Origin of the sequence: Ruegeria sp., assembly GCF_965199275.1 — a bacterium.
Taxonomy (GTDB): domain Bacteria; phylum Pseudomonadota; class Alphaproteobacteria; order Rhodobacterales; family Rhodobacteraceae; genus Ruegeria.
In genome coordinates, this window is the sequence record NZ_CBDAQX010000021.1 from 202,348 (window position 1) to 221,078 (window position 18,731).

Here is an 18,731-nt window from a genome sequence, read left to right on the forward strand (position 1 = left end):
GATCTGCGCAATTTGCACCTTTGTCCAGTTTGCAACAGGACAGCGCGCGGAAAGTGCCTTTTCTCTTCCCCCCGGCGGTCCCTTCCCCTAAAAGGCGCCAAACATTGCCATCTCGGGGACCGAAACAGGATGCAAGAGCCAGCCATCACACCTGATCTGATTGCCGCCCACGGGTTGAAGCCCGAGGAATACGACATGATCCTCGAGATCATCGGGCGTGAGCCAACGTTTACCGAGCTAGGCATTTTCTCGGCCATGTGGAACGAGCATTGCTCTTACAAATCCTCCAAGAAATGGCTGCGCACCCTGCCAACGTCTGGTCCTCAGGTCATTTGCGGACCGGGTGAGAACGCGGGCGTTGTCGATATCGGCGACGGGCAAGCTGTTGTTTTCAAGATGGAAAGCCACAACCATCCGTCTTACATCGAACCCTATCAGGGTGCGGCAACCGGCGTTGGCGGCATTCTGCGCGACGTCTTCACCATGGGCGCGCGCCCGATCGCCTCGATGAACGCCCTGTCCTTTGGTGAACCCGGCCACCAAAAGACCCGTCAGCTGGTCAACGGCGTGGTCGAAGGCATCGGCGGCTACGGCAACTGTTTCGGCGTGCCCTGCGTCGGAGGTGAGGTTCGCTTCCACCCGGCCTACAACGGCAACTGCCTTGTGAATGCCTTCGCGGCAGGTTTGGCTGATAGCGACAAAATCTTCTACTCGGCGGCCTCTGGCGTCGGCATGCCCGTCGTTTACCTCGGTGCCAAAACAGGACGCGACGGCGTGGGCGGCGCGACCATGGCCTCGGCCGAGTTCGACGATACCATCAAAGAGAAACGTCCCACCGTTCAGGTCGGCGACCCCTTTACTGAAAAGCGCCTCATGGAGGCGACGCTGGAACTGATGAAAACCGGCGCCGTGATTTCGATCCAGGACATGGGCGCGGCAGGCCTGACCTGCTCGGCCGTTGAGATGGGCGACAAAGGTGGTCTGGGTGTTCGTCTGGACCTTGAAAACGTGCCGCAGCGCGAAGAGAACATGACAGCCTACGAGATGATGCTGTCCGAGTCTCAGGAACGCATGCTGATGGTTCTGAAGCCCGAGCTTGAAACTGAGGCCCGCGCCGTATTCGAAAAGTGGGACCTCGACTTTGCCATCGTCGGCGAAACCATCGCCGAAGACCGTTTCCTGATCATGCACAATGGCGAGGTGAAGGCTGATCTGGTCCTGTCGAAACTCTCCTCGACCGCGCCGGAATATGACCGCCCATGGGTCTCGACGCCTGAGGCTGAAGAACTAGCCGACGTCCCGCAAATCGACCCGATTGATGGTCTGCGCGCCCTGCTCTCTTCGCCCAACTACGCGGGCAAGCAGTGGGTGTATGAGCAGTATGACACCATGGTTATGGCCGACAGCGCCCGCACCCCGGGTCTGGGTGCCGGTATGGTGCGTGTTCACGGCACCGACAAGGTGCTGGCCTTCACGTCGGACGTGACGCCGCGCTATGTCCGCGCCAATCCGGTCGAAGGCGGCAAGCAAGCGGTGGCCGAGGCCTACCGCAACCTGACCGCTGTTGGGGCCACGCCGCTGGCCACAACTGACAACCTGAACTTTGGCAACCCCGAAAAGCCCGAGATCATGGGCCAGTTCGTGGGCGCCATCCAAGGCATCGGAGCCGCCGTTGGCGCGCTGGATGTGCCCATCGTGTCCGGCAACGTCTCGCTTTACAACGAGACCGACGGTCAGGCGATCCTGCCGACCCCGACCATTGGCGCCGTTGGCCTGCTCAACCACACCGATGAGATCATCGGAAACGAGGTGCGTGAAGGTCACGTTGCCCTGGTGATCGGTGAAACCAAAGGCCATCTGGGCCAATCCGCCCTTCTGGCCGAGGTGTTCAACCGCGAAGAAGGCGATGCGCCCCACGTGGATCTTGAGGTCGAGAAGCGCAACGGCGACTTCATCCGCGCCAACCGCGAGATGATCAAGGCCTGCACCGACCTGAGCGACGGTGGCCTCGCGCTTGCCGCGTTTGAACTGGCCGAAGCGGCGGGCGTTGGCGTTCACCTCGACGATGCCTCGACCGAGGTGCTGTTCGGCGAAGATCAAGCCCGTTATTTGATCGCCTGCAACTTTGATCAGGCCGAAGCACTGATGATTGCAGCTGGTCAGGCCGGCGTCCCATTGACCTCGGTTGGCCGTTTCACCGGAGATAGCGTGAAAATCGGCAGTTCCGAAGCCCATTTGGCCGAATTGACCGAGGTTTTCCGCCAAAGCTTTGCCACCGCGGTCGCCTGATCTCACTTCTCGTTCTGCAAAGGAATAGTCCCGCGCCCTGATCGGTGCGGGATTTGCATATCTGAAAGACCTTCCACATCTTGCACGCGCCTTCCCATCGCTCTACATCTTGGGAGAGACCTTCAGGAGTAAGCCTAGATGCCAATGAGCGCCCACGAGATTGAAACCCTGCTGCGCGAGAGCTTTCCCAACGCGGAAATTCAGGTTGGCGGCAGCGATGGCGTTCACATGTCCGCCATGGTCGTGGATGAGAGCTTTCGCGGCAAGAACCGCGTCCAGCAACAGCGCGCTGTTTATGCGGCCTTGAAAGGTAAAATGGACGGCCCGGACGGTGACCTGCACGCGCTGGCGCTGACCACCAAAGTACCGGAGTAGGATGGAACATGCGATTGTAATCTCAATTGCGGTTTCCGTCTTTGTTCTGCTCATCACTCTTTTGGCGCAGAACAAATCAAAGACTGGGCGCAAGACGAGGCGAGGATCGCCGCTGTGACAGGGAAAACACCTTCTGCAATTCTCCTATAAATCACATGACAGTGCAATCAGCTCGGCAGAGCCTATATCCCCAAGGATACGCAAGATTACGCCAAAGCTATGATGCCGAAGAGCAAAGGAAACGCGAAATGACCGACGTGAAGACCCAGATCGACGAAACCGTCAAAGCCAATGACGTGGTGCTGTATATGAAAGGCACCAAAGAGATGCCTCAGTGCAGTTTCTCATCCCGAGTGGCAGGTGTGCTGAACTACATGGGCGTTGAATATGCCGACGTGAATGTTCTGGCCGACGAAGCCGTCCGTCAGGGTATCAAGGACTATTCGGACTGGCCGACCGTGCCGCAGCTCTATGTCAAAGGCGAGTTTGTCGGTGGCTGCGATATCATCACCGAAATGACCCTTTCGGGTGAATTGGACACTCTGTTTGATGAAAACGGTGTCGGCTACAACAAGGACGCAGCCGACAAAATCCGTGAGGCCAATGCCTAATCCGGCCTTAACGGCTGGAGCAATCCTGAAAAATGACCTGTTCACTGGCGGCGTTTGTCGCCAGGAAGCTCACCGTGGCATTCCACCCTTTTGATCGCAGGATATAGGTTCCGTTCGTATCCACGGATTCGTACCGAATGCCCGAACCGCTCTCGACCTGTCGCATCGCGACCAGAGAGTTGTCGACCATCGTCGCTGCGGCGCCTGAACCGTCCAATGCGTTGAAATAGGTCACTGGCAGCGGAATACCGTTCTCGCAGTTGAACGTCACCGTCAGTATGTCGATCTCGGCCATCGCCTTGGATGCACACACAAGGGCCACGGCCCCGCAGATCAAGCCGCATGCTCGTTTCATTTTGCTTTTTCCTCGATATCTGATGCCAGGGCTTCGGCCCGTGCAGCCAATTCGGCCAGTGTATCCGTAACCGAAGGCGGCACGACAGCGACCTCGATCCGTTCAGGTTCAGGCGCAGGTGCGCTGCGTAGCGTTTGAAGCTCGGCCTCGGTTTCCGCCAGTTTCGCCTCAAGCGCTTTGACCTTGTCGTCAGTCGCAGCCGTCTTGTCCGCCAACATCAGACCGGCCATCAACAACATGCGGGATTCGGGCATACGCCCAATCTGATCCGAAAGCACCTGCGCTTCGTCATCCAGCATTTTCGCGGCGGCCTGCAGAAAACTTTCTTCCCCGTCCTGACAAGACACGTCAAACCCGCGCCCGCCGATATGAATGGTCACTTCGGGCATTACTCAACCTCACCTTCTGCCAGTTTCGCCTGCGATAGCAGAGGCTCAAGGCGAGCCAGAACAGCCCGTGCCTCGGCCGCATCGGTCGCTTGCGCCGCGCGCGTTGCTTCCAACTCCGCTACAGTCGCCTGATTCAACAACTCCGCGTCCTGAACTCCCTCTTGCGCCGCAGCGCGCAGGGCATCAACTGAGTTGCGTAGTTGCTCATTCGCCTGCCGCATCCTCTGTAGATCGTCATCCAGACGTGACATGGCAGCCCCGTGGCTGGCGCGCTCGGCCCTCAACATCTCCAGCTCCGCGTTCAGCTCGGCCACCCGTTCGCTATCGGCCAATTCGGCCCGCAAACGACTATTTTCGGCCTCGATGTCTCCAGCCCGCAAAATAGCAGCCCGCATCTCTTCGATCTCAGCCCGCAGAGCGGCAGGGTCTTCCTGACCTTCCAGATCGGCCCGCAATTGCGCGTTCTCGGCTTTCAGAGCGTCCAGTTCCTCGGTGTTTTCCAGTGCTGCCTTCGCCTCGGCCAATTCGGCCCGCGCAGCCTCGACCGCAGAAAGCTTGGTTGCGGCTTCGGCCAACTCAGCCCGCAGTGCGTCGACATCGGCCGTAGGCTCTGGAGCAGCACGCAGCGCCTCCATATCGGCGCGCATGCCGTCAACTTCCTGCTCGTGGCGTTCCTTCAACGAAGTCAAGCGCTCTTGCAGCTGCGCGTTGGCAACACGCTCATCATCCAGCGCTGCTTGCAAGCCATGATCTGCATCGCCTGCGGGCGCGCTTTGCAGGGCTGTCACGCCCGTGCCAATACGCTCCATCGCAGCAAGAATACGTTGCTGTAACTCTTCAATCTGGCTCATGCCCCTGTCACCTCTTAACCAAGGTTCATTCTGTTGCCGAACCGTCCGAATCAAGAATCGGTTCCGCTTGGCCCCAGTCTAGCGGAATGTGACAGAAAATACCCACTGTTTGGTTTCAAAGGCTTGGACAGCTCTCTTCAAGCGGTGCGACCTTGTTTCGCCCGGTTCTGCTTGCACTTTGAGGGCTGAATGCTATTGAGCGCGCAATCTGCTTCAAACCCAAAGGAACAACGCCCGTGGACCTGACTGCGCTGCGCAATGCAAACCCCGAACACTGGGACAAAGCTGCGGCCATCCGCACCCTGACCCTTGACGCCGTCGCTGCCGCCAATTCCGGCCATTCCGGTATGCCAATGGGCATGGCCGATGTTGCGACCGTCCTGTTCGAAAAGCACCTGAAATTCGACGCCTCGGCCCCGAACTGGCCGGACCGCGACCGCTTCATTCTGTCGGCGGGCCACGGCTCGATGCTGATCTATTCGCTGCTGTACCTTACAGGCCACGCGGATGTGACGCTGGACGAGATCAAGAACTTCCGTCAGCTGGGCGCAAAAACTGCGGGTCACCCCGAGAACTTCCTGGTCGACGGGATTGAAACCACCACCGGCCCGCTGGGTCAGGGCATCTCGAACGCTGTGGGTTTTGCCATGGCCGAGGAAATCCAGCGCGCGCATTACGGCAAGAAGATCGTTGATCACTATACCTATGTGATCGCCGGCGACGGCTGCCTGATGGAAGGCGTCAGCCAAGAAGCGATAACTCTGGCCGGCCGCCATGAGCTGGGCAAACTGATCGTTTTCTGGGACGACAACAACATCACCATCGACGGCACCGTGGATATCGCCGACCGCACCGATCAGGTGCGCCGTTTTTCAGCCTCTGGCTGGCACGTGATCGAGATCGACGGCCATGATCCGCAAGCCATCGACGCGGCGATCACGCAGGCGAAGAAGTCGAAGAAACCTTCGATGATTGCCTGCAAAAGCCACATCGCTCTGGGTCACGCCGCACAGGATACCTCGAAAGGGCATGGCGCACTGACGGATCAGGAGCAGCTGAAGGCCGCCAAAGAAGGCTATGGCTGGCCGCATGACGCATTCGAGATCCCTGCCAACGTGAAATCGGCTTGGGAAGCCATCGGTGCCCGTGGCGCCGCCGAACGAGCGGAATGGGAAGAGCGTTTTGCGCAAATCTCGGAACGCAAACAGGCCGAGTTCAACCGAGCCTATGCTTTCGAGGCCCCCAAGAAACTGGCCGGTGCGATCCGTTCGTTCAAGAAACAGATGTCGGAAGATCAGCCCAAGCTGGCCACCCGCGCCTCGTCCGAAAAGGTTCTGAACGTTGTGAACCCGATCATGACCGAGACCGTGGGCGGCTCGGCTGACCTGACCGGTTCGAACAACACCAAATCGGCTGATATGGGTGTGTTCCTGCCGGAAAACCGCAAGGGTCGCTACATCCACTACGGTATCCGTGAGCACGGCATGGCCGCTGCGATGAACGGTATGGCGCTACACGGTGGCATCCGCCCCTATGGCGGTACCTTCATGGCCTTCACCGACTATGCCCGCCCGTCCATGCGTCTGGCCGCGCTGATGAAAATCCCGTCGGTCTTCGTGATGACCCATGACTCGATCGGTCTGGGCGAAGATGGTCCGACCCACCAGCCGGTCGAGCATCTGGCAATCAGCCGCGCGACGCCGAACACCTATGTGTTCCGCCCCGCCGACACCGTCGAGACCGCTGAAGCTTGGGAACTGGCGCTGACCTTCAAGGACAGCCCCTCGGTCCTGTCGCTGACCCGTCAGGGCGTGCCGACCGTGCGCAAGGATCATAAAGCCAAGAACTTGACCGCGCAGGGTGCTTACGTTCTGGCCGAAGCCGAGAGCAAGCGTCAGGCGATCCTGATCGCTACGGGCTCTGAGGTTTCCTTGGCAATGGAAGCCAAAGCGATGCTTGAAGCCGAAGGCATCGGTACCCGCGTCGTCTCCATGCCGTGTATGGAGCTGTTCGCTGAACAAGACGAAGCCTACCGCAAGCGCGTTCTGCCCGCCGGAGCGGTTCGCGTCGGCATCGAAGCCGCTGTTCGCGCCGGTGGTTGGGATCGCTGGCTGCTGGGTGAGCGTGGTCGCGAAGCCAAGGCAGGTTTCATCGGCATGTCGAGCTTTGGTGCCTCTGCTCCAGCTGGTGATCTGTATAAGCATTTCGGCATTACCGCCGAAGCGACCGTAGCCAAGGTCAAGGAACTTCTGGGCTAATCCAGCCTGCCACAAAATGAAAAGCCCCGGTCCACGCCGGGGCTTTTTTCTTACACGAAGATGATCACGGATTGCATTCCATCCACGATCAAATCGCCTTCTGTGTTCCAAACGCGCATGACCTGAGAACTATAGCCATCGCGGCCTGCGGTAAGTTGGTGCTCCAGTAAGAACCAACCGTCGCGAGTTTGAATATCCTCGGACAACACGTTGAAAATCCAGTTCATTGACGAATTTGGTCCGGGTTTCTTTAGCGTGGGGTAGATAGCTGGCGGTGGGAGGTCAGCGATTGCAATCAAGCCCTCCGTCCTGTTCCACATCCGAGGATCGTTGTGTCGGGCCCAAAGGCGCAGATACCCGCGATCTGCCCCCATGAAAGGCAATTCACCCTCGACCTTTCTGACGTCAAAGTTTGTAAGGAAAGGTATCGGCGGTCGCGGCAAATCTGGAGAGAAATAATACTCCGTCATCTCGGGCGCATCTGCGGGCTTCGCCGGGCAATCGAACGCGACATGGCTGTCTTGCGCGCGGCCAAAGGAAAATGTCGCTTGCGCCGCAACACTGCCACCGATTTCGGCAAGAGCGTGGATGGTCTTCACATTGCGCCCCTCGCGCAAGATTTCCGTTTTGACTAGCGGCGGATCACTGATCGGCGCCGTGAAATTTACCAGAGCTGATCTGAGGGGCGGTAGATCGGCGTGCCGATTGTAAACCGTTGACAACATTAAGGCTGACGAAAACCCACCGAATGTTGTGCGGCCTTGCTTCCAGTTTTGCGGCACTGGGTAGCTGAGGCATTCACCTTGCGCCTCAGCGGCGCTGAGGACATCGAACAGGGATGGCTCGGACATGGGAATTCCACTTAGCTATTGGCACGTCGAGGATAATCTGACCGCAGACGGAGGCCAGCAGGACCTAACGTCATCGCCTAGTGTTCTTTTGATGAACCTGAAAACGCGCCCATCACGGGCCCGATGACTTTGGTTGCCAAGGGGATCAAGACCATCCCCCACGCCAGACCAAAGATGCCGTCCATGGTCGCCTTGGCGATCCACTCCGCCGCAGCCTCCCATTGGGCCGAGACCGAATGACCAACCGCGTAGGCCCAGTTATGGATATGGTGCCCAAGCCAGCCAAAGCCCAGAACCTCCATCCCGTGGATGACGATGGATCCGCCCACCCACAGCATGGCCGCCGTACCGACGATCGACAGCGTTTTCATCACCGTGGGCATCGCCTTGACCAATCCGCGCCCCAGCCCTCGGCCTACCGGCGTAAGAGCGTTTCCGGCCAGATACAGCCCGACATCGTCCATCTTCACGATCAAGGCAACCGAGCCATAGACGGCTACGGTCACCCCAAGCCCGACAACGGCTAAAGTCGCCGCCTGCATCCACACATTCGGAGCCTCAATCGCGGCCAGCGCAATGGTCATGATCTCGGCCGACAGGATGAAATCTGTCTTGATCGCGCCTTTGACCTTCTGTTTTTCAAGATGGCCCGGATCTCGTACATCCATGTCCTTTTCGATGGCGTGGCTGCCATGCGGGAACAGAACATGGAAAATCTTCTCGGCCCCTTCGAAACACAGATATGACCCGCCGAGCATCAGCAAAGGCGTGATCAGCCATGGCGCGAAATTCGCAAGCAACAAGGCGACCGGCAGCAGCAGGATGAGCTTGTTGAAAACCGACCCACGGGCAATGCGCCAAATGATCGGCAACTCACGCGCAGGCGCGAAGCCCTGTACGTATTTCGGCGTAACCGCAGCGTCGTCGATAATCACCCCGGCCGTTTTGGCCCCTGCCTTGCCAGCAGCCGCCACGACATCATCCACCGAGGCCGCAGCCACCTTGGCAATCCCCGCCACATCATCCAAAAGGGCCAACAGTCCGCTCATCGCGTGTCCTTTCGTGTCACCTGCCGCAAACGGACCCTACCCGATCCAACAGCTAGCGCAAGCGTTAGCGCAATCTGTTTAGGTTTGCGCTAACACCTTAAAAATATGCCGTTTTTGCCCTTTTGAGATTCCGGTTTCAAGGCTATATGGCCTCAAACGCAAGCGCATTTGGAGACGTCACATGACCATCAAGGTCGGTATCAATGGTTTTGGCCGCATTGGCCGCTGTACCCTGTCGCACATTGCCGCCTCGGGCCGCAACGACATCGAAGTGATCAAAGTCAACGCCACCGGCCCGCTCGAAACATCGGCGCATCTGCTGAAGTATGACAGCATTCACGGCCGTTTCCCGCGCGAAGTTTCGATCGAAGGCGACACCATGGATCTGGGCCGCGGCCCGATGCAGATGTTCTCGACCTACGACATGAACGAGCTGGATTGGGAAGGCTGCGACGTCGTTCTGGAATGCACCGGTAAGTTCAACGACGGCACCAAGGCAAAAACCCACCTGGATCGCGGCGCGCGAAAGGTTCTGCTGTCGGCTCCCGGTAAGAATGTCGACAAGACCATCGTGTTCGGCGTGAACCACAACACCCTGACCGCGAATGACAACATGGTCTCGAACGGCTCCTGCACCACGAACTGCCTTGCTCCGCTTGCCAAGGTTCTGGACGAAGGTGTTGGCATCGAACACGGTATCATGACCACCATCCACGCCTATACCGGCGACCAGCCGACACTGGACCGTCGCCACAGCGACCTGTACCGCGCTCGCGCGGCGGCGATGTCGATGATCCCGACCTCGACCGGTGCAGCTGCTGCCTTGGGCGAGGTTCTGCCCAACTTGAAAGGTCGTCTGGACGGCTCGGCAATCCGCGTCCCTACACCGAATGTTTCGGCCGTAGACCTGAGCTTCCGCGCTTCGCGCGACGTGACCGTTGAAGAGGTCAACGCAATCGTTGAAGAGGCCGCCAAAGGCCCGATGCAGCGCGTTCTGGGTTATGAGCCCGCGCCGCTGGTCTCGACCGATTTCAACCACACCGAGGAGAGCTCGATCTTCGCCCCTGAGCAGACCCGCGTGGTTGATAACCGCATGGTCCGCGTGTTGGCGTGGTATGACAATGAATGGGGCTTTTCGGTTCGTATGGCCGATGTCGCCGTCGCCATGGGACGCCTTAACTGATTTCCCCATGATCGCTTGAACAGCTTCGCCCGCTCAGGTTATCTGAGCGGGCGTTTTTGTTCGGGGCCCTCATGACAAATCAAATCGCCATCTGGCTGGCGCTGCTGATCCTTGGCGCAATCATGCTGGACTATGCCCTGTTTGGGACCGAGCATTTTCTGTTCCTCGGCAAGAAACTTTACGACTTTCTCGACTGGCTCGCCTTCTGGCGCTGAGCAAGGTTTTACTTGACTTTCTCGTCGATCTCGCTTTGTTAGCGCTAACTCATTTCGAGCAGAGACTCTGACGGAGCAGGACATGACACTTAAACTGGCCATTAACGGATTTGGACGTATCGGACGCGGCGTTTTGCGCGCGGTTATGGAGTCGGGACGGACCGACGTAGAAATCGTTGCGATCAACGATCTGGCCAAGCCGGAAATGAACTCCCACATGTTCGAATTCGACAGCGTTCATGGCCGCTACTCCAAGCCCGTCACACTGCCCGAGGCCGGTCTCGACGTTGGCGCGGGTCCGATCCGACTGACAAGCGAACGCGATCCAGAAGCGTTGGACTGGTCGGATGTCGATGTCGTGCTGGAATGCACCGGCGTATTCCGGACCCGAGAAGCGGCTGAGCGTCACCTGAAGAACGGCTCCAAGAAAGTCCTGATCTCGGCCCCGGCCCGTGGAGACGGCGGCGTCAAGACGATCGTGTTTGGCGTGAACGATTCCGAACTGACCGCCGACGACACGATCGTGTCGAATGCCTCATGCACAACCAATTGCCTGTCACCTGTTGCTGCGGCGCTGGATGCCGGGTTGGGGATCGTGCACGGCAACATGACCACCGTTCACGCCTATACCGCAAGCCAGCCGGTGCATGATACTGCGGGCAAAGACCCTTACCTGTCACGTGCGGCGGCTCTGTCGATGATCCCGACAACCACCGGTGCTGCCGCAGCTGTTGGGCTGGTTCTGCCGCAACTGGCGGGCAAACTGACCGGTCAGGCGATCCGTGTGCCGACCCCGAATGTCTCGGTGGTTGATCTGGTGGCCGAAGTCTCTCGCCCAACGACCGAGGAAGAGGTCAACGCGCTGTTTGTTGAGGCCGCTGCCAAAATCCCTGGCGTTCTGGCAGCCGAAAACCGTCCGCTGATTTCGATCGATTTCAACCACGATGCCCATAGCTCGACCGTGTCGCTGGCGGAGACCAAGGTCACGGATGGCACGCTGGTGCGCGTGCTGGCATGGTATGACAACGAATGGGGTTTCTCGAACCGGATGCTGGACACAGCCGCCGCGATGGGCGCGTTATCCTAACCGCTCTTTAAGGGCCACATTCACGCGGGGTGTGACGAATTTCGACACGTCCCCGCCTAAACGCGCGATCTCTTTCACCAGTTTTGATGCAATGGCCTGATGCCGCGCTTCGGCCATCAGGAACACGGTCTCGATGGAATCGTCCAAGGCCCGGTTCATGCCAACCATCTGGAATTCATACTCAAAATCAGCAACGGCCCGCAGCCCGCGCACGATGACCTGCGCGCCCACATCCCGCGCGCAGTCGATCAGCAAGTTCTCGAACGGATGCGCCACGATCTGGGTCCCGGTCTGTTCTGACAGATGCGCGCATTCCGCCTCAATCATGGCAACGCGTTCTTCCAGTGAAAACAGAGGCCCCTTGTCCCGGTTGATGGCCACGCCAATGACCAGTTTGTCCACCAGCGCCGAGGCTCGACGGATGATGTCGATATGCCCCAAGGTGATCGGGTCAAAAGTTCCGGGATAAAGGCCAACCCGCATCACGCTCTCCTGCGTTCAAAAACTGGGCGATAGCAAACACAATCATGCTGCAGGTGCAAGAGGGCGTTATGCCCTGCCCCCGTATCGCTTTGCGTTTTATGTGAATCGAAATACGCTGCCTCTCCCTGCTGTCGAACGCGCATTTCGATGGGTTTTCGATGAAACGCAAAGCGCTTTAATGCCCCATGATCATGCCCTGAAGGGCGTCTTTTTCCATTGCAAGCTCGGTCAGTTGCGCCTTGACCACGTCCCCGAGGGTGACGATGCCGACAAGCTTGCCATCCTCGACAATCGGCATGTGGCGGAACCGGCCTTCGGTCATGCGGGCCAGAATATCTTCGACCGATTCCTGTCGTGTCGCAGTGATCAGGTCCTTGGTCATATAGCTATCGACCGATTGGTTCAGGCACCCGCTGCCGCTGGCCGCCAGTTCTCGGACGATGTCGCGTTCGGACAGGATACCGATGGCCGTGCTGCCTCCGTCTTCTGAGACGACGACTGTACCGATGCGTCTTTCCGCCAGTATCTTCGCCGCCTCGGACACAGTCGCGGATGGAGCGACGGTCACCACCTCATCGGTGGCTTTGGATGTCAGAATGGCTTGAACGAGCATAAAAAACCTCCGGCAATAACGTACTGTTTTCCAAAGCGTTGCCGGAATGGTCATGTGTGTCAAGTTCCGGCTTCCGCCTCAAGCCGTGCAACTTCGTCGCGAATCCCACGGGTCAATGCCTGCGCAAAGCGGTTGAGGCGTTCGTTTCGCTGATCGCCTTGATGCCGAACCAGATGAAAGCTGCGGGTCAGACTGACCTGATCGGTCAGCAACCTGCTCAGGTTCGGATGAAACGGAAGCGTGAAGTCATGCGCAACGCAGATCCCCGCCCCAAGCGCCGCCTGACGCAGCTGAACAGGTACCGAGTTAGACGCAAGCGCCACCCGGTCGATGCCCAGATCGTTGAGGTAGTCCAACTCGCGATCGAAGATCATATCCGGGATATAGCCGATCAAACGGTGGGCTTTCAGGTCCTCGACCGTCTGGATCGGTGCGTGCCGGTCCAGATAGTCCTGCGCCGCAACCAAATGCAGTTTGTAGTCGCTGACCTTTTGCACCAGTAGTTTGCCTGCGGTCGGAGAGCTGACCGTGACAGCCATATCCGCCTCACGCCGCGACAAGTTGATGATCCTCGGCAGCGCCAGGATCTGAATATCCAGATCCGGATTGGCATCGCTGATCTTCGCGCAGACCTGAGGCAAAAGGTAGTTCGCCGAACCATCCGGAGCGCCGATCCGAATTTGACCACTCAGCGACTCGGTCGACCCAACCACTGCGCCAGCGGCAGCGCGCATCGCCTCTTCGGCTTGCAGGCCGTGATCCAGCAGGCGTTCCCCGGCGGTTGTCAGAACGTAACCCTGCTGCGACTTGGTGAACAGCTGGGCGTCCAGGCTGCCCTCTAAACGAGCGATCCTCCGGCCAACCGTAGCCGGGTCGATCTTGAGGATCCGCCCCGCCGACGACAGGCTTTCCTCACGCGCGACGGCAAGAAAAACGCGCATATCATCCCAATTCGGCGTCATCCCGTCCCTCTTGCATTTTTGCAAAGCTCTTTTGAGACATTGCCTCTGTTCAGGTTATTTCTGCAAGCCTATTCTGCGCGCAAACATATCGGAGGAGTTTGCAATGCAAGATCTGACTCATTTCATCAATGGCGAGAACGTGGCCGGAACCTCGGGCCGTTTTGATGACGTTTTCAACCCGGCAACGGGTGAAGTTCAGTACAAATGCCCAATGGCAAGCGCGGCCGAAACGACCGCCGCGATTGAAGCCGCCGCAGCCGCACAACCCGCATGGGGCGCAACCAACCCGCAGAAACGCGCGCGCGGCATGATGGCCATGGTCGGCCTGATGAACCGCGACATGGACAAGCTGGCCGAAGCGCTGAGCCGTGAGCACGGCAAGACTATCCCCGACGCCAAGGGTGACCTGCAGCGCGGTCTGGAGGTGATCGAATACTGCATCGGCGCACCACAAATGCTGAAGGGTGAGTTCACCGACAGCGCAGGCCCCGGTATCGACATGTACTCGATGCGCCAGCCTCTGGGCGTTGTCGGTTCGATCATGCCGTTCAACTTCCCGGCGATGATGCCTCTGTGGCACGTTGGCCCGGCGCTGGCCTGCGGCAACGCCGTGGTTCTGAAACCGTCCGAGCGTGACCCCTCGGTTCCGCTGATGCTTGCCGAGTTGTTCATCGAGGCAGGCCTGCCCAAGGGCGTCTTCCAGGTCGTCAATGGCGACAAAGAGGCCGTAGACACCATCCTCGACAGCGAAATCATTCAGGGCGTCAGCTTTGTTGGCTCGACTCCGATCGCGCAATACATCTACAGCCGCGCAACGGCCAACGGCAAACGCGCGCAGTGCTTTGGTGGTGCCAAGAACCACATGATCGTCATGCCAGACGCGGATCTGGACCAAGCCGCAGACGCGCTGGTCGGTGCGGGCTTTGGCGCGGCGGGCGAACGCTGCATGGCGATCTCGGTCGCCGTTCCTGTGGGTGAAGAAACCGCGGACCGTCTGATCGAGAAGCTGATCCCGCGCGTCGAAAAGCTGAAAGTCGGCCCCTACACCGCCGGAGACGACGTGGACATGGGCCCCGTTGTGACCGGTGCCGCGAAAGAGCGCATCCTCGGCCTGATCAATTCGGGCGTTGAGCAAGGCGCGAAGCTGGTCGTCGACAACCGCGATTTCAGCCTGCAGGGCTATGAAGACGGCTTCTTTGTCGGCCCGCACCTGTTCGATCACGTGACGCCTGACATGGATATCTACAAGCAGGAAATCTTCGGTCCGGTTCTGTCGACTGTTCGCGCAGGCTCCTACGAAGAGGCAATCGGTCTGGCGATGGACCATGAATACGGCAACGGCACCGCGATCTTCACGCGCGACGGTGACACTGCACGTGACTTCGCCAGCCGGATCAACATCGGCATGGTCGGCATCAACGTCCCGATCCCGGTTCCGCTGGCCTACCACACCTTTGGCGGCTGGAAGAAATCCATGTTCGGTGACCTGAACCAGCATGGCCCGGACAGCTTCAAGTTCTACACCCGCACCAAGACTGTCACGGCCCGCTGGCCGTCGGGCATCAAGGAAGGTGGCGAGTTCAACTTCAAAGCGATGGACTGATCCAAAGCCAAATCTGTTCAAACCCGGCCGCTCTGGCCGGGTTTTTCATTGGCAGGGTTCCGCCAGACCCCTCCAAAACCCGGAATCTCACGATAAATTCAAGCTGTAGAGGCTGGCTATTTGTGAGTCTGGCAAATATTTTCGGCGCAACTATATATTCGAGCAGATTGAACCTCCGGAGGTCGCCTTGTCCAAATCCAACATGACTCGCCGTTCGGCCCTATTGGGGGCTGCATCCGTTCTGGCCACTCCGGCCCTCGTCCGCGCTCAAAGCTCCGATGCGTTCCCGCAAAGCGAAGACGCTATCAGCACGCAACTGCCGGTACGCCGAAATGTCTCGTCGTTCTCGCAGCAGAACTGGCAAGACCATTTTGATCAGTTGGGTGCGGGCTGCCTGTTGGCCGACATCACCAGCCGCGCGGTTCACTATTGGGGACCGGACGGGACGTATAAACTGTATCCCAGCTCGGTTCCGATGAGTGAAGAGCTGACCAGGCGCGGTTACACCAAGGTCGTCCGCAAGGCCGAAAACCCGACATGGACACCGACCGCCTCAATGCGGGAACGCGATCCGTCTCTGCCCGTGCGGATGGAGGGTGGTGACCCCGGCAACCCGCTAGGCACGCGCGCGATGTATCTGGGCTGGCCAGCTTATCTGGTCCATGGAACCCACGACACCCGCAAGATCGGACGGCAGAGTTCCTCCGGCTGTATAGGCCTTTACAACCAACATGTGGAAGAGCTGTACCCTCTGGTCCAAATCGGTACGCAGGTACGTTTGGTCTGAGGTTCAAAACCCAGGAACAGCAAAGCCCCGGCCATCAGGACCGGGGCTTTTTGTTTAGCGGGGCGCCAAGGTTATTCGGGCAGAATAACCTCATCGACCACATGGATAACGCCATTGCTGGCTTCGATGTCGGCCTGCACCACATCAGCGCCATTCACGCGGACGCCATTTTTAGCGATGACGCTCAGGCGATCGCCCTGAACGGTCAGAACCTTCGCGCGCTTGCCAGCGATATCACCCGACATCACTTTGGCAGGCACAACGTGGTAGGTCAGAATCTCAACCAGTTTGTCCTTGTTTTCCGGCAGCAGCAGGCTTTCCACCGTGCCTTCGGGCAGAGCAGCAAACGCCTCATCCGTCGGTGCGAAGACGGTGAACGGACCGTTGCCTTTCAACGTGTCGACCAGACCGGCGGCCTGAACGGCTGCGACCAGTGTGGTGAACGATCCCGCAGATACGGCGGTGTCAACGATGTCAGCAGCCTGAGCCTTGATCGGCATGGCAAGTGCAACGGCGGCGGCGGCGCCCATCAATGTGCGACGAAACATGGCTGTCTTCTCCTCTCCAGCTTGTTATGGAAAGGGGTACGGCGCATGTTTCAGACCGGATCACTTTGGGATCACTGTTCTTTGATCTGAACCCAGATACTCTGCGCCCGGCCATCGTTTAGAAACGGTAGCGCGTCACACGCATCGGGGCGGTCCTGTTGCAGGTAATACCCCGGCCAAAGCATTGAAAACGCGCCGGATTGCAGCAGGGCATGCAGCATGTACTGCTCACCCCAACCGGGGCAATCATAGAAGAACCGCTTGGGATATTCGTAAGGTAAAAAAACATCATGCACGTGGATTACAACGCCTGGCTTCAGCGTCGGGATGATGCGGCAGAACAGATGCGCGACGTCGTTGCTCATCCTGACAACATGGCTGGAGTCGATGAACAGAACATCCCCCGCCTCAAGCTGTTCGAACAGCGCCGGATCGACCTCCTCAAGCCGTTTCTGTTCGAACGCGTCGACCACATGCGCGATGTCCGCCCGCGGGTACGGGTCGATGGCTGTGATGTGCGTGTCCAACCCTCCGTCAAGGATGGCTTGCCGCGTCACGCGGGTTGAGTTGCCGCAACCAACCTCAATCACGCGTTTCGGTTTGAACCTGCGGATCATCAAATACAGAGCGTCGGCATCGGGGCTGTCGTAATAGCCGTTGCCCAGCCGGTAACCGGTCTGGTTCCGGGCTGGGTCCTTCAAGGCCTCCAGCGCCTCCTTGTACTGGCCGTATTCGGCGATCAGCTGCGCGATGTCGAAGCCTTCCATCCCCGGTGACAGCGCGTAAGCCGGGCGCTCCAGCCCGCCTGCCCGCTCGAACGCCTCCAGCCGGGCGCGCTCGTCCTGTTCGGTCACCTTGTCGACCAGCTTCACCCCCAGCTCATCAAGGGCTGCGTTGATCTGCGGGAATTTTCTGGGTTTCACGAGGCCGGCTCCGTTATCGCATTGCTGCCCGTTCCTTAGCGCTGGTTGTGGTCGCTCTGCAAGCGGCCCCACGACAAACCACCGGCAAACCCTTGGCAAAACGGTGATTTACGTATTCACTGATTGCATTGGAAAACGGCAGGTAGGCCCATGCAACAAGATTTCACGATCGGCATTGAGGAAGAATACCTGCTGGTCGACCGCGACAGCCTGCATCTGGCCGAGGCCCCCGCCGCATTGATGGAGGCCTGCCAAGCCGATTTCGAAGGACAGGTCAGCCCCGAATTTCTACAGTGTCAGATCGAGGTCGGTACCCGCCCCCACACGACCGTCAAAAGCGCGCGCGAAGATCTCAGGCGTCTACGCTCCTGTGTTTCGAAACGGGCCGCCGAGTATAACCTCAGCCCGATCGCCGTGTCCTGCCATCCGTTCGCCGATTGGAAAAAACAGCACCACACACGGAAAGAGCGTTACGACGCGCTGCAACACGCATTGGGCGGAGTTGCGAGGCGAATGCTGATTTGCGGGATGCATGTACACGTAGGGGTCGAAGACCCAGCCCTGCGGGCGGATCTGATGCCGCAGCTTAGCTATTTCCTGCCGCATCTGCTGGCACTTTCGGCGTCCTCTCCGTTCTGGAATGGCGAGGATACGGGGCTGTCCTCCTACCGGCTGACCGTGTTCGACAATCTACCGCGTACGGGCTTGCCGCCGGTCTATAACAGTTGGAGCGAATACGAACGCACAACCGGCGTCTTGGTCGAGCTGGGCGTGATCGAGGATACCTCGAAAATCTGGTGGGATCTGCGCCCCTCCCATCGGTTCCCGACGCTGGAAACCCGGATCATGGACGTTCAGCCGCGGCTTGAGCACACCTTATCTCTGGCCGCGCTTGTGCAGGCCCTGACCCGTATGCTGTGTCGCCTGAAGGCCCGTAATCTGCGCTGGCGACAGTATGACCGCTTCCTAATCGGTGAAAACCGCTGGCGCGCGCAACGCTATGGGGTCGGCGAAGGGCTGATTGATTTTGGGGATCGCTCGATCAAACCCATGGCCGAACTGATCGGCGAACTCATGGGGATGCTGGCCGAAGATGCCGCGGCGCTGGGAACCATGACCGAACTCGCCCGCCTGCGTCAGATCGCCGAGACGGGCACCTCTGCCACGCGCCAACGGCGCGTCCATGCCGAAGCTGTCGCGAAGGGCGAAGACCCCGGCCAAGCCGTTGTCCGCCATCTAATCGAAGAGTTTCACGCGGACCTCTAGCGAACCCTACACTCAAACAGCTCTCAGGATTGC

At 58.9% G+C, this 18,731-nt stretch carries 20 protein-coding genes; 10 read left to right on the forward strand and 10 right to left on the reverse strand.

The annotated features are described in order from the left end of the window. The first annotated feature begins 129 nt into the window (after positions 1-129). The 3 genes from purL (at position 130) to grxD (ending at position 3,275) form a co-directional block, all read left to right on the forward strand. Positions 130-2,289: a phosphoribosylformylglycinamidine synthase subunit PurL gene (purL, locus tag ACOERD_RS15740; protein WP_419739659.1), complete on the forward strand. Its 2,160-nt coding sequence runs from the start codon at positions 130-132 to the stop codon at positions 2,287-2,289. A 138-nt stretch (positions 2,290-2,427) separates the two neighbouring features. Then, positions 2,428-2,664, forward strand: coding sequence for a BolA/IbaG family iron-sulfur metabolism protein (locus tag ACOERD_RS15745; RefSeq protein ID WP_170373612.1), 237 nt, complete (start codon positions 2,428-2,430; stop codon positions 2,662-2,664). 248 nt (positions 2,665-2,912) lie between these two features. After that, positions 2,913-3,275 carry a Grx4 family monothiol glutaredoxin gene (gene grxD / locus ACOERD_RS15750; protein WP_419739660.1) on the forward strand — a complete coding sequence of 121 codons (363 nt, stop codon included), beginning with the start codon at positions 2,913-2,915 and terminating at the stop codon, positions 3,273-3,275. A gap of 7 nt (positions 3,276-3,282) precedes the next feature. Here grxD and ACOERD_RS15755 read toward each other — a convergent pair whose 3' ends face one another. Genes ACOERD_RS15755 through ACOERD_RS15765 form a run of 3 tightly spaced genes read right to left on the reverse strand, consistent with a single transcriptional unit; the run spans position 3,283 to position 4,870 of the window. After that, positions 3,283-3,630 carry an MliC family protein gene (locus tag ACOERD_RS15755; RefSeq protein WP_419739661.1) on the reverse strand — a complete coding sequence of 116 codons (348 nt, stop codon included), beginning with the start codon at positions 3,628-3,630 and terminating at the stop codon, positions 3,283-3,285. After that, on the reverse strand, positions 3,627-4,019 hold the full coding sequence (locus tag ACOERD_RS15760) for a cell division protein ZapA (protein ID WP_170373609.1): 393 nt from the start codon (positions 4,017-4,019) through the stop codon (positions 3,627-3,629). Before ACOERD_RS15760 ends, ACOERD_RS15755 begins: the two co-directional genes overlap by 4 nt. After that, a complete protein-coding gene (locus tag ACOERD_RS15765) occupies positions 4,019-4,870 on the reverse strand; it encodes a hypothetical protein (protein ID WP_170373608.1) in 852 nt (283 codons plus the stop codon). Before ACOERD_RS15765 ends, ACOERD_RS15760 begins: the two co-directional genes overlap by 1 nt. A 236-nt stretch (positions 4,871-5,106) precedes the next feature. Here ACOERD_RS15765 and tkt point away from each other — a divergent pair, with 236 nt between their 5' ends. After that, positions 5,107-7,128, forward strand: a complete 2,022-nt coding sequence (gene tkt, locus ACOERD_RS15770; RefSeq protein WP_419739662.1) for a transketolase — start codon at positions 5,107-5,109, stop codon at positions 7,126-7,128. A 50-nt stretch (positions 7,129-7,178) separates the two neighbouring features. On the opposite strand, the gene ACOERD_RS15775 is transcribed toward tkt, so the two are convergent. Both ACOERD_RS15775 and ACOERD_RS15780 read right to left on the reverse strand, forming a co-directional pair. Then, positions 7,179-7,979 carry a thioesterase family protein gene (locus ACOERD_RS15775; protein WP_419739663.1) on the reverse strand — a complete coding sequence of 267 codons (801 nt, stop codon included), beginning with the start codon at positions 7,977-7,979 and terminating at the stop codon, positions 7,179-7,181. Between the two features lie 77 nt (positions 7,980-8,056). After that, positions 8,057-9,028, reverse strand: a complete 972-nt coding sequence (locus ACOERD_RS15780; protein ID WP_419739664.1) for a DUF808 domain-containing protein — start codon at positions 9,026-9,028, stop codon at positions 8,057-8,059. Positions 9,029-9,209: 181 nt separating this feature from the next. On the opposite strand from ACOERD_RS15780, the gene gap (ACOERD_RS15785) reads away from it, so the two are divergent. The 3 genes from gap (ACOERD_RS15785) (at position 9,210) to gap (ACOERD_RS15795) (ending at position 11,513) form a co-directional block, all read left to right on the forward strand. Beyond that, entirely contained in the window at positions 9,210-10,211 is a 1,002-nt protein-coding gene (gene gap, locus ACOERD_RS15785) for a type I glyceraldehyde-3-phosphate dehydrogenase (RefSeq protein ID WP_419739665.1), read from the forward strand. A gap of 71 nt (positions 10,212-10,282) precedes the next feature. Beyond that, positions 10,283-10,426: a hypothetical protein gene (locus ACOERD_RS15790; RefSeq protein WP_170458101.1), complete on the forward strand. Its 144-nt coding sequence runs from the start codon at positions 10,283-10,285 to the stop codon at positions 10,424-10,426. An 82-nt stretch (positions 10,427-10,508) separates the two neighbouring features. Beyond that, a complete protein-coding gene (gene gap / locus ACOERD_RS15795; protein WP_419739666.1) occupies positions 10,509-11,513 on the forward strand; it encodes a type I glyceraldehyde-3-phosphate dehydrogenase in 1,005 nt (334 codons plus the stop codon). Here the strand turns inward: gap (ACOERD_RS15795) and coaD are convergent. The 3 genes from coaD to ACOERD_RS15810 form a co-directional block, all read right to left on the reverse strand. Then, the gene (gene coaD, locus ACOERD_RS15800; protein WP_170548987.1) at positions 11,505-11,996 is read right to left on the reverse strand and encodes a pantetheine-phosphate adenylyltransferase; all 492 of its coding nucleotides are present in this window, start codon (positions 11,994-11,996) and stop codon (positions 11,505-11,507) included. The genes gap (ACOERD_RS15795) and coaD overlap by 9 nt on opposite strands. Positions 11,997-12,171: 175 nt before the next feature. Then, positions 12,172-12,609: a CBS domain-containing protein gene (locus ACOERD_RS15805; protein WP_419739667.1), complete on the reverse strand. Its 438-nt coding sequence runs from the start codon at positions 12,607-12,609 to the stop codon at positions 12,172-12,174. Positions 12,610-12,668: 59 nt separating this feature from the next. Further along, positions 12,669-13,571 carry a LysR family transcriptional regulator gene (locus tag ACOERD_RS15810; protein WP_419739668.1) on the reverse strand — a complete coding sequence of 301 codons (903 nt, stop codon included), beginning with the start codon at positions 13,569-13,571 and terminating at the stop codon, positions 12,669-12,671. 103 nt (positions 13,572-13,674) lie between these two features. Here ACOERD_RS15810 and ACOERD_RS15815 point away from each other — a divergent pair, with 103 nt between their 5' ends. Continuing rightward, positions 13,675-15,174 (forward strand): CoA-acylating methylmalonate-semialdehyde dehydrogenase, encoded by a 1,500-nt coding sequence (locus ACOERD_RS15815; RefSeq protein ID WP_419739669.1) that lies wholly within the window; start codon positions 13,675-13,677, stop codon positions 15,172-15,174. A 202-nt stretch (positions 15,175-15,376) separates the two neighbouring features. After that, positions 15,377-15,961 (forward strand): L,D-transpeptidase, encoded by a 585-nt coding sequence (locus tag ACOERD_RS15820; RefSeq protein ID WP_170638791.1) that lies wholly within the window; start codon positions 15,377-15,379, stop codon positions 15,959-15,961. Positions 15,962-16,032: 71 nt separating this feature from the next. Here the strand turns inward: ACOERD_RS15820 and ACOERD_RS15825 are convergent, their stop codons facing one another. Next, positions 16,033-16,509: a fasciclin domain-containing protein gene (locus tag ACOERD_RS15825; RefSeq protein WP_419739670.1), complete on the reverse strand. Its 477-nt coding sequence runs from the start codon at positions 16,507-16,509 to the stop codon at positions 16,033-16,035. Positions 16,510-16,580: 71 nt separating this feature from the next. Beyond that, a complete protein-coding gene (locus ACOERD_RS15830; RefSeq protein WP_419739671.1) occupies positions 16,581-17,432 on the reverse strand; it encodes a class I SAM-dependent methyltransferase in 852 nt (283 codons plus the stop codon). Positions 17,433-17,582: 150 nt separating this feature from the next. On the opposite strand from ACOERD_RS15830, the gene ACOERD_RS15835 reads away from it, so the two are divergent. Then, positions 17,583-18,698: a carboxylate-amine ligase gene (locus ACOERD_RS15835; RefSeq protein ID WP_419739672.1), complete on the forward strand. Its 1,116-nt coding sequence runs from the start codon at positions 17,583-17,585 to the stop codon at positions 18,696-18,698. Positions 18,699-18,731 lie beyond the last annotated feature (33 nt).

Coding starts and splice junctions, on each gene's coding strand:
- ACOERD_RS15825 (WP_419739670.1), bottom strand. CDS start 16,509: ATGTTTCGTCGCACATTGATGGGCGCCGCCGCCGCCGTTGCACTTGCC.
- ACOERD_RS15760 (WP_170373609.1), bottom strand. CDS start 4,019: ATGCCCGAAGTGACCATTCATATCGGCGGGCGCGGGTTTGACGTGTCT.
- gap (WP_419739665.1), top strand. CDS start 9,210: ATGACCATCAAGGTCGGTATCAATGGTTTTGGCCGCATTGGCCGCTGT.
- ACOERD_RS15820 (WP_170638791.1), top strand. CDS start 15,377: ATGACTCGCCGTTCGGCCCTATTGGGGGCTGCATCCGTTCTGGCCACT.
- ACOERD_RS15745 (WP_170373612.1), top strand. CDS start 2,428: ATGCCAATGAGCGCCCACGAGATTGAAACCCTGCTGCGCGAGAGCTTT.
- ACOERD_RS15780 (WP_419739664.1), bottom strand. CDS start 9,028: ATGAGCGGACTGTTGGCCCTTTTGGATGATGTGGCGGGGATTGCCAAG.
- ACOERD_RS15765 (WP_170373608.1), bottom strand. CDS start 4,870: ATGAGCCAGATTGAAGAGTTACAGCAACGTATTCTTGCTGCGATGGAG.
- coaD (WP_170548987.1), bottom strand. CDS start 11,996: ATGCGGGTTGGCCTTTATCCCGGAACTTTTGACCCGATCACCTTGGGG.
- ACOERD_RS15815 (WP_419739669.1), top strand. CDS start 13,675: ATGCAAGATCTGACTCATTTCATCAATGGCGAGAACGTGGCCGGAACC.
- ACOERD_RS15805 (WP_419739667.1), bottom strand. CDS start 12,609: ATGCTCGTTCAAGCCATTCTGACATCCAAAGCCACCGATGAGGTGGTG.
- purL (WP_419739659.1), top strand. CDS start 130: ATGCAAGAGCCAGCCATCACACCTGATCTGATTGCCGCCCACGGGTTG.
- ACOERD_RS15755 (WP_419739661.1), bottom strand. CDS start 3,630: ATGAAACGAGCATGCGGCTTGATCTGCGGGGCCGTGGCCCTTGTGTGT.
- ACOERD_RS15835 (WP_419739672.1), top strand. CDS start 17,583: ATGCAACAAGATTTCACGATCGGCATTGAGGAAGAATACCTGCTGGTC.
- ACOERD_RS15775 (WP_419739663.1), bottom strand. CDS start 7,979: ATGTCCGAGCCATCCCTGTTCGATGTCCTCAGCGCCGCTGAGGCGCAA.
- gap (WP_419739666.1), top strand. CDS start 10,509: ATGACACTTAAACTGGCCATTAACGGATTTGGACGTATCGGACGCGGC.
- ACOERD_RS15790 (WP_170458101.1), top strand. CDS start 10,283: ATGACAAATCAAATCGCCATCTGGCTGGCGCTGCTGATCCTTGGCGCA.
- grxD (WP_419739660.1), top strand. CDS start 2,913: ATGACCGACGTGAAGACCCAGATCGACGAAACCGTCAAAGCCAATGAC.
- ACOERD_RS15810 (WP_419739668.1), bottom strand. CDS start 13,571: ATGACGCCGAATTGGGATGATATGCGCGTTTTTCTTGCCGTCGCGCGT.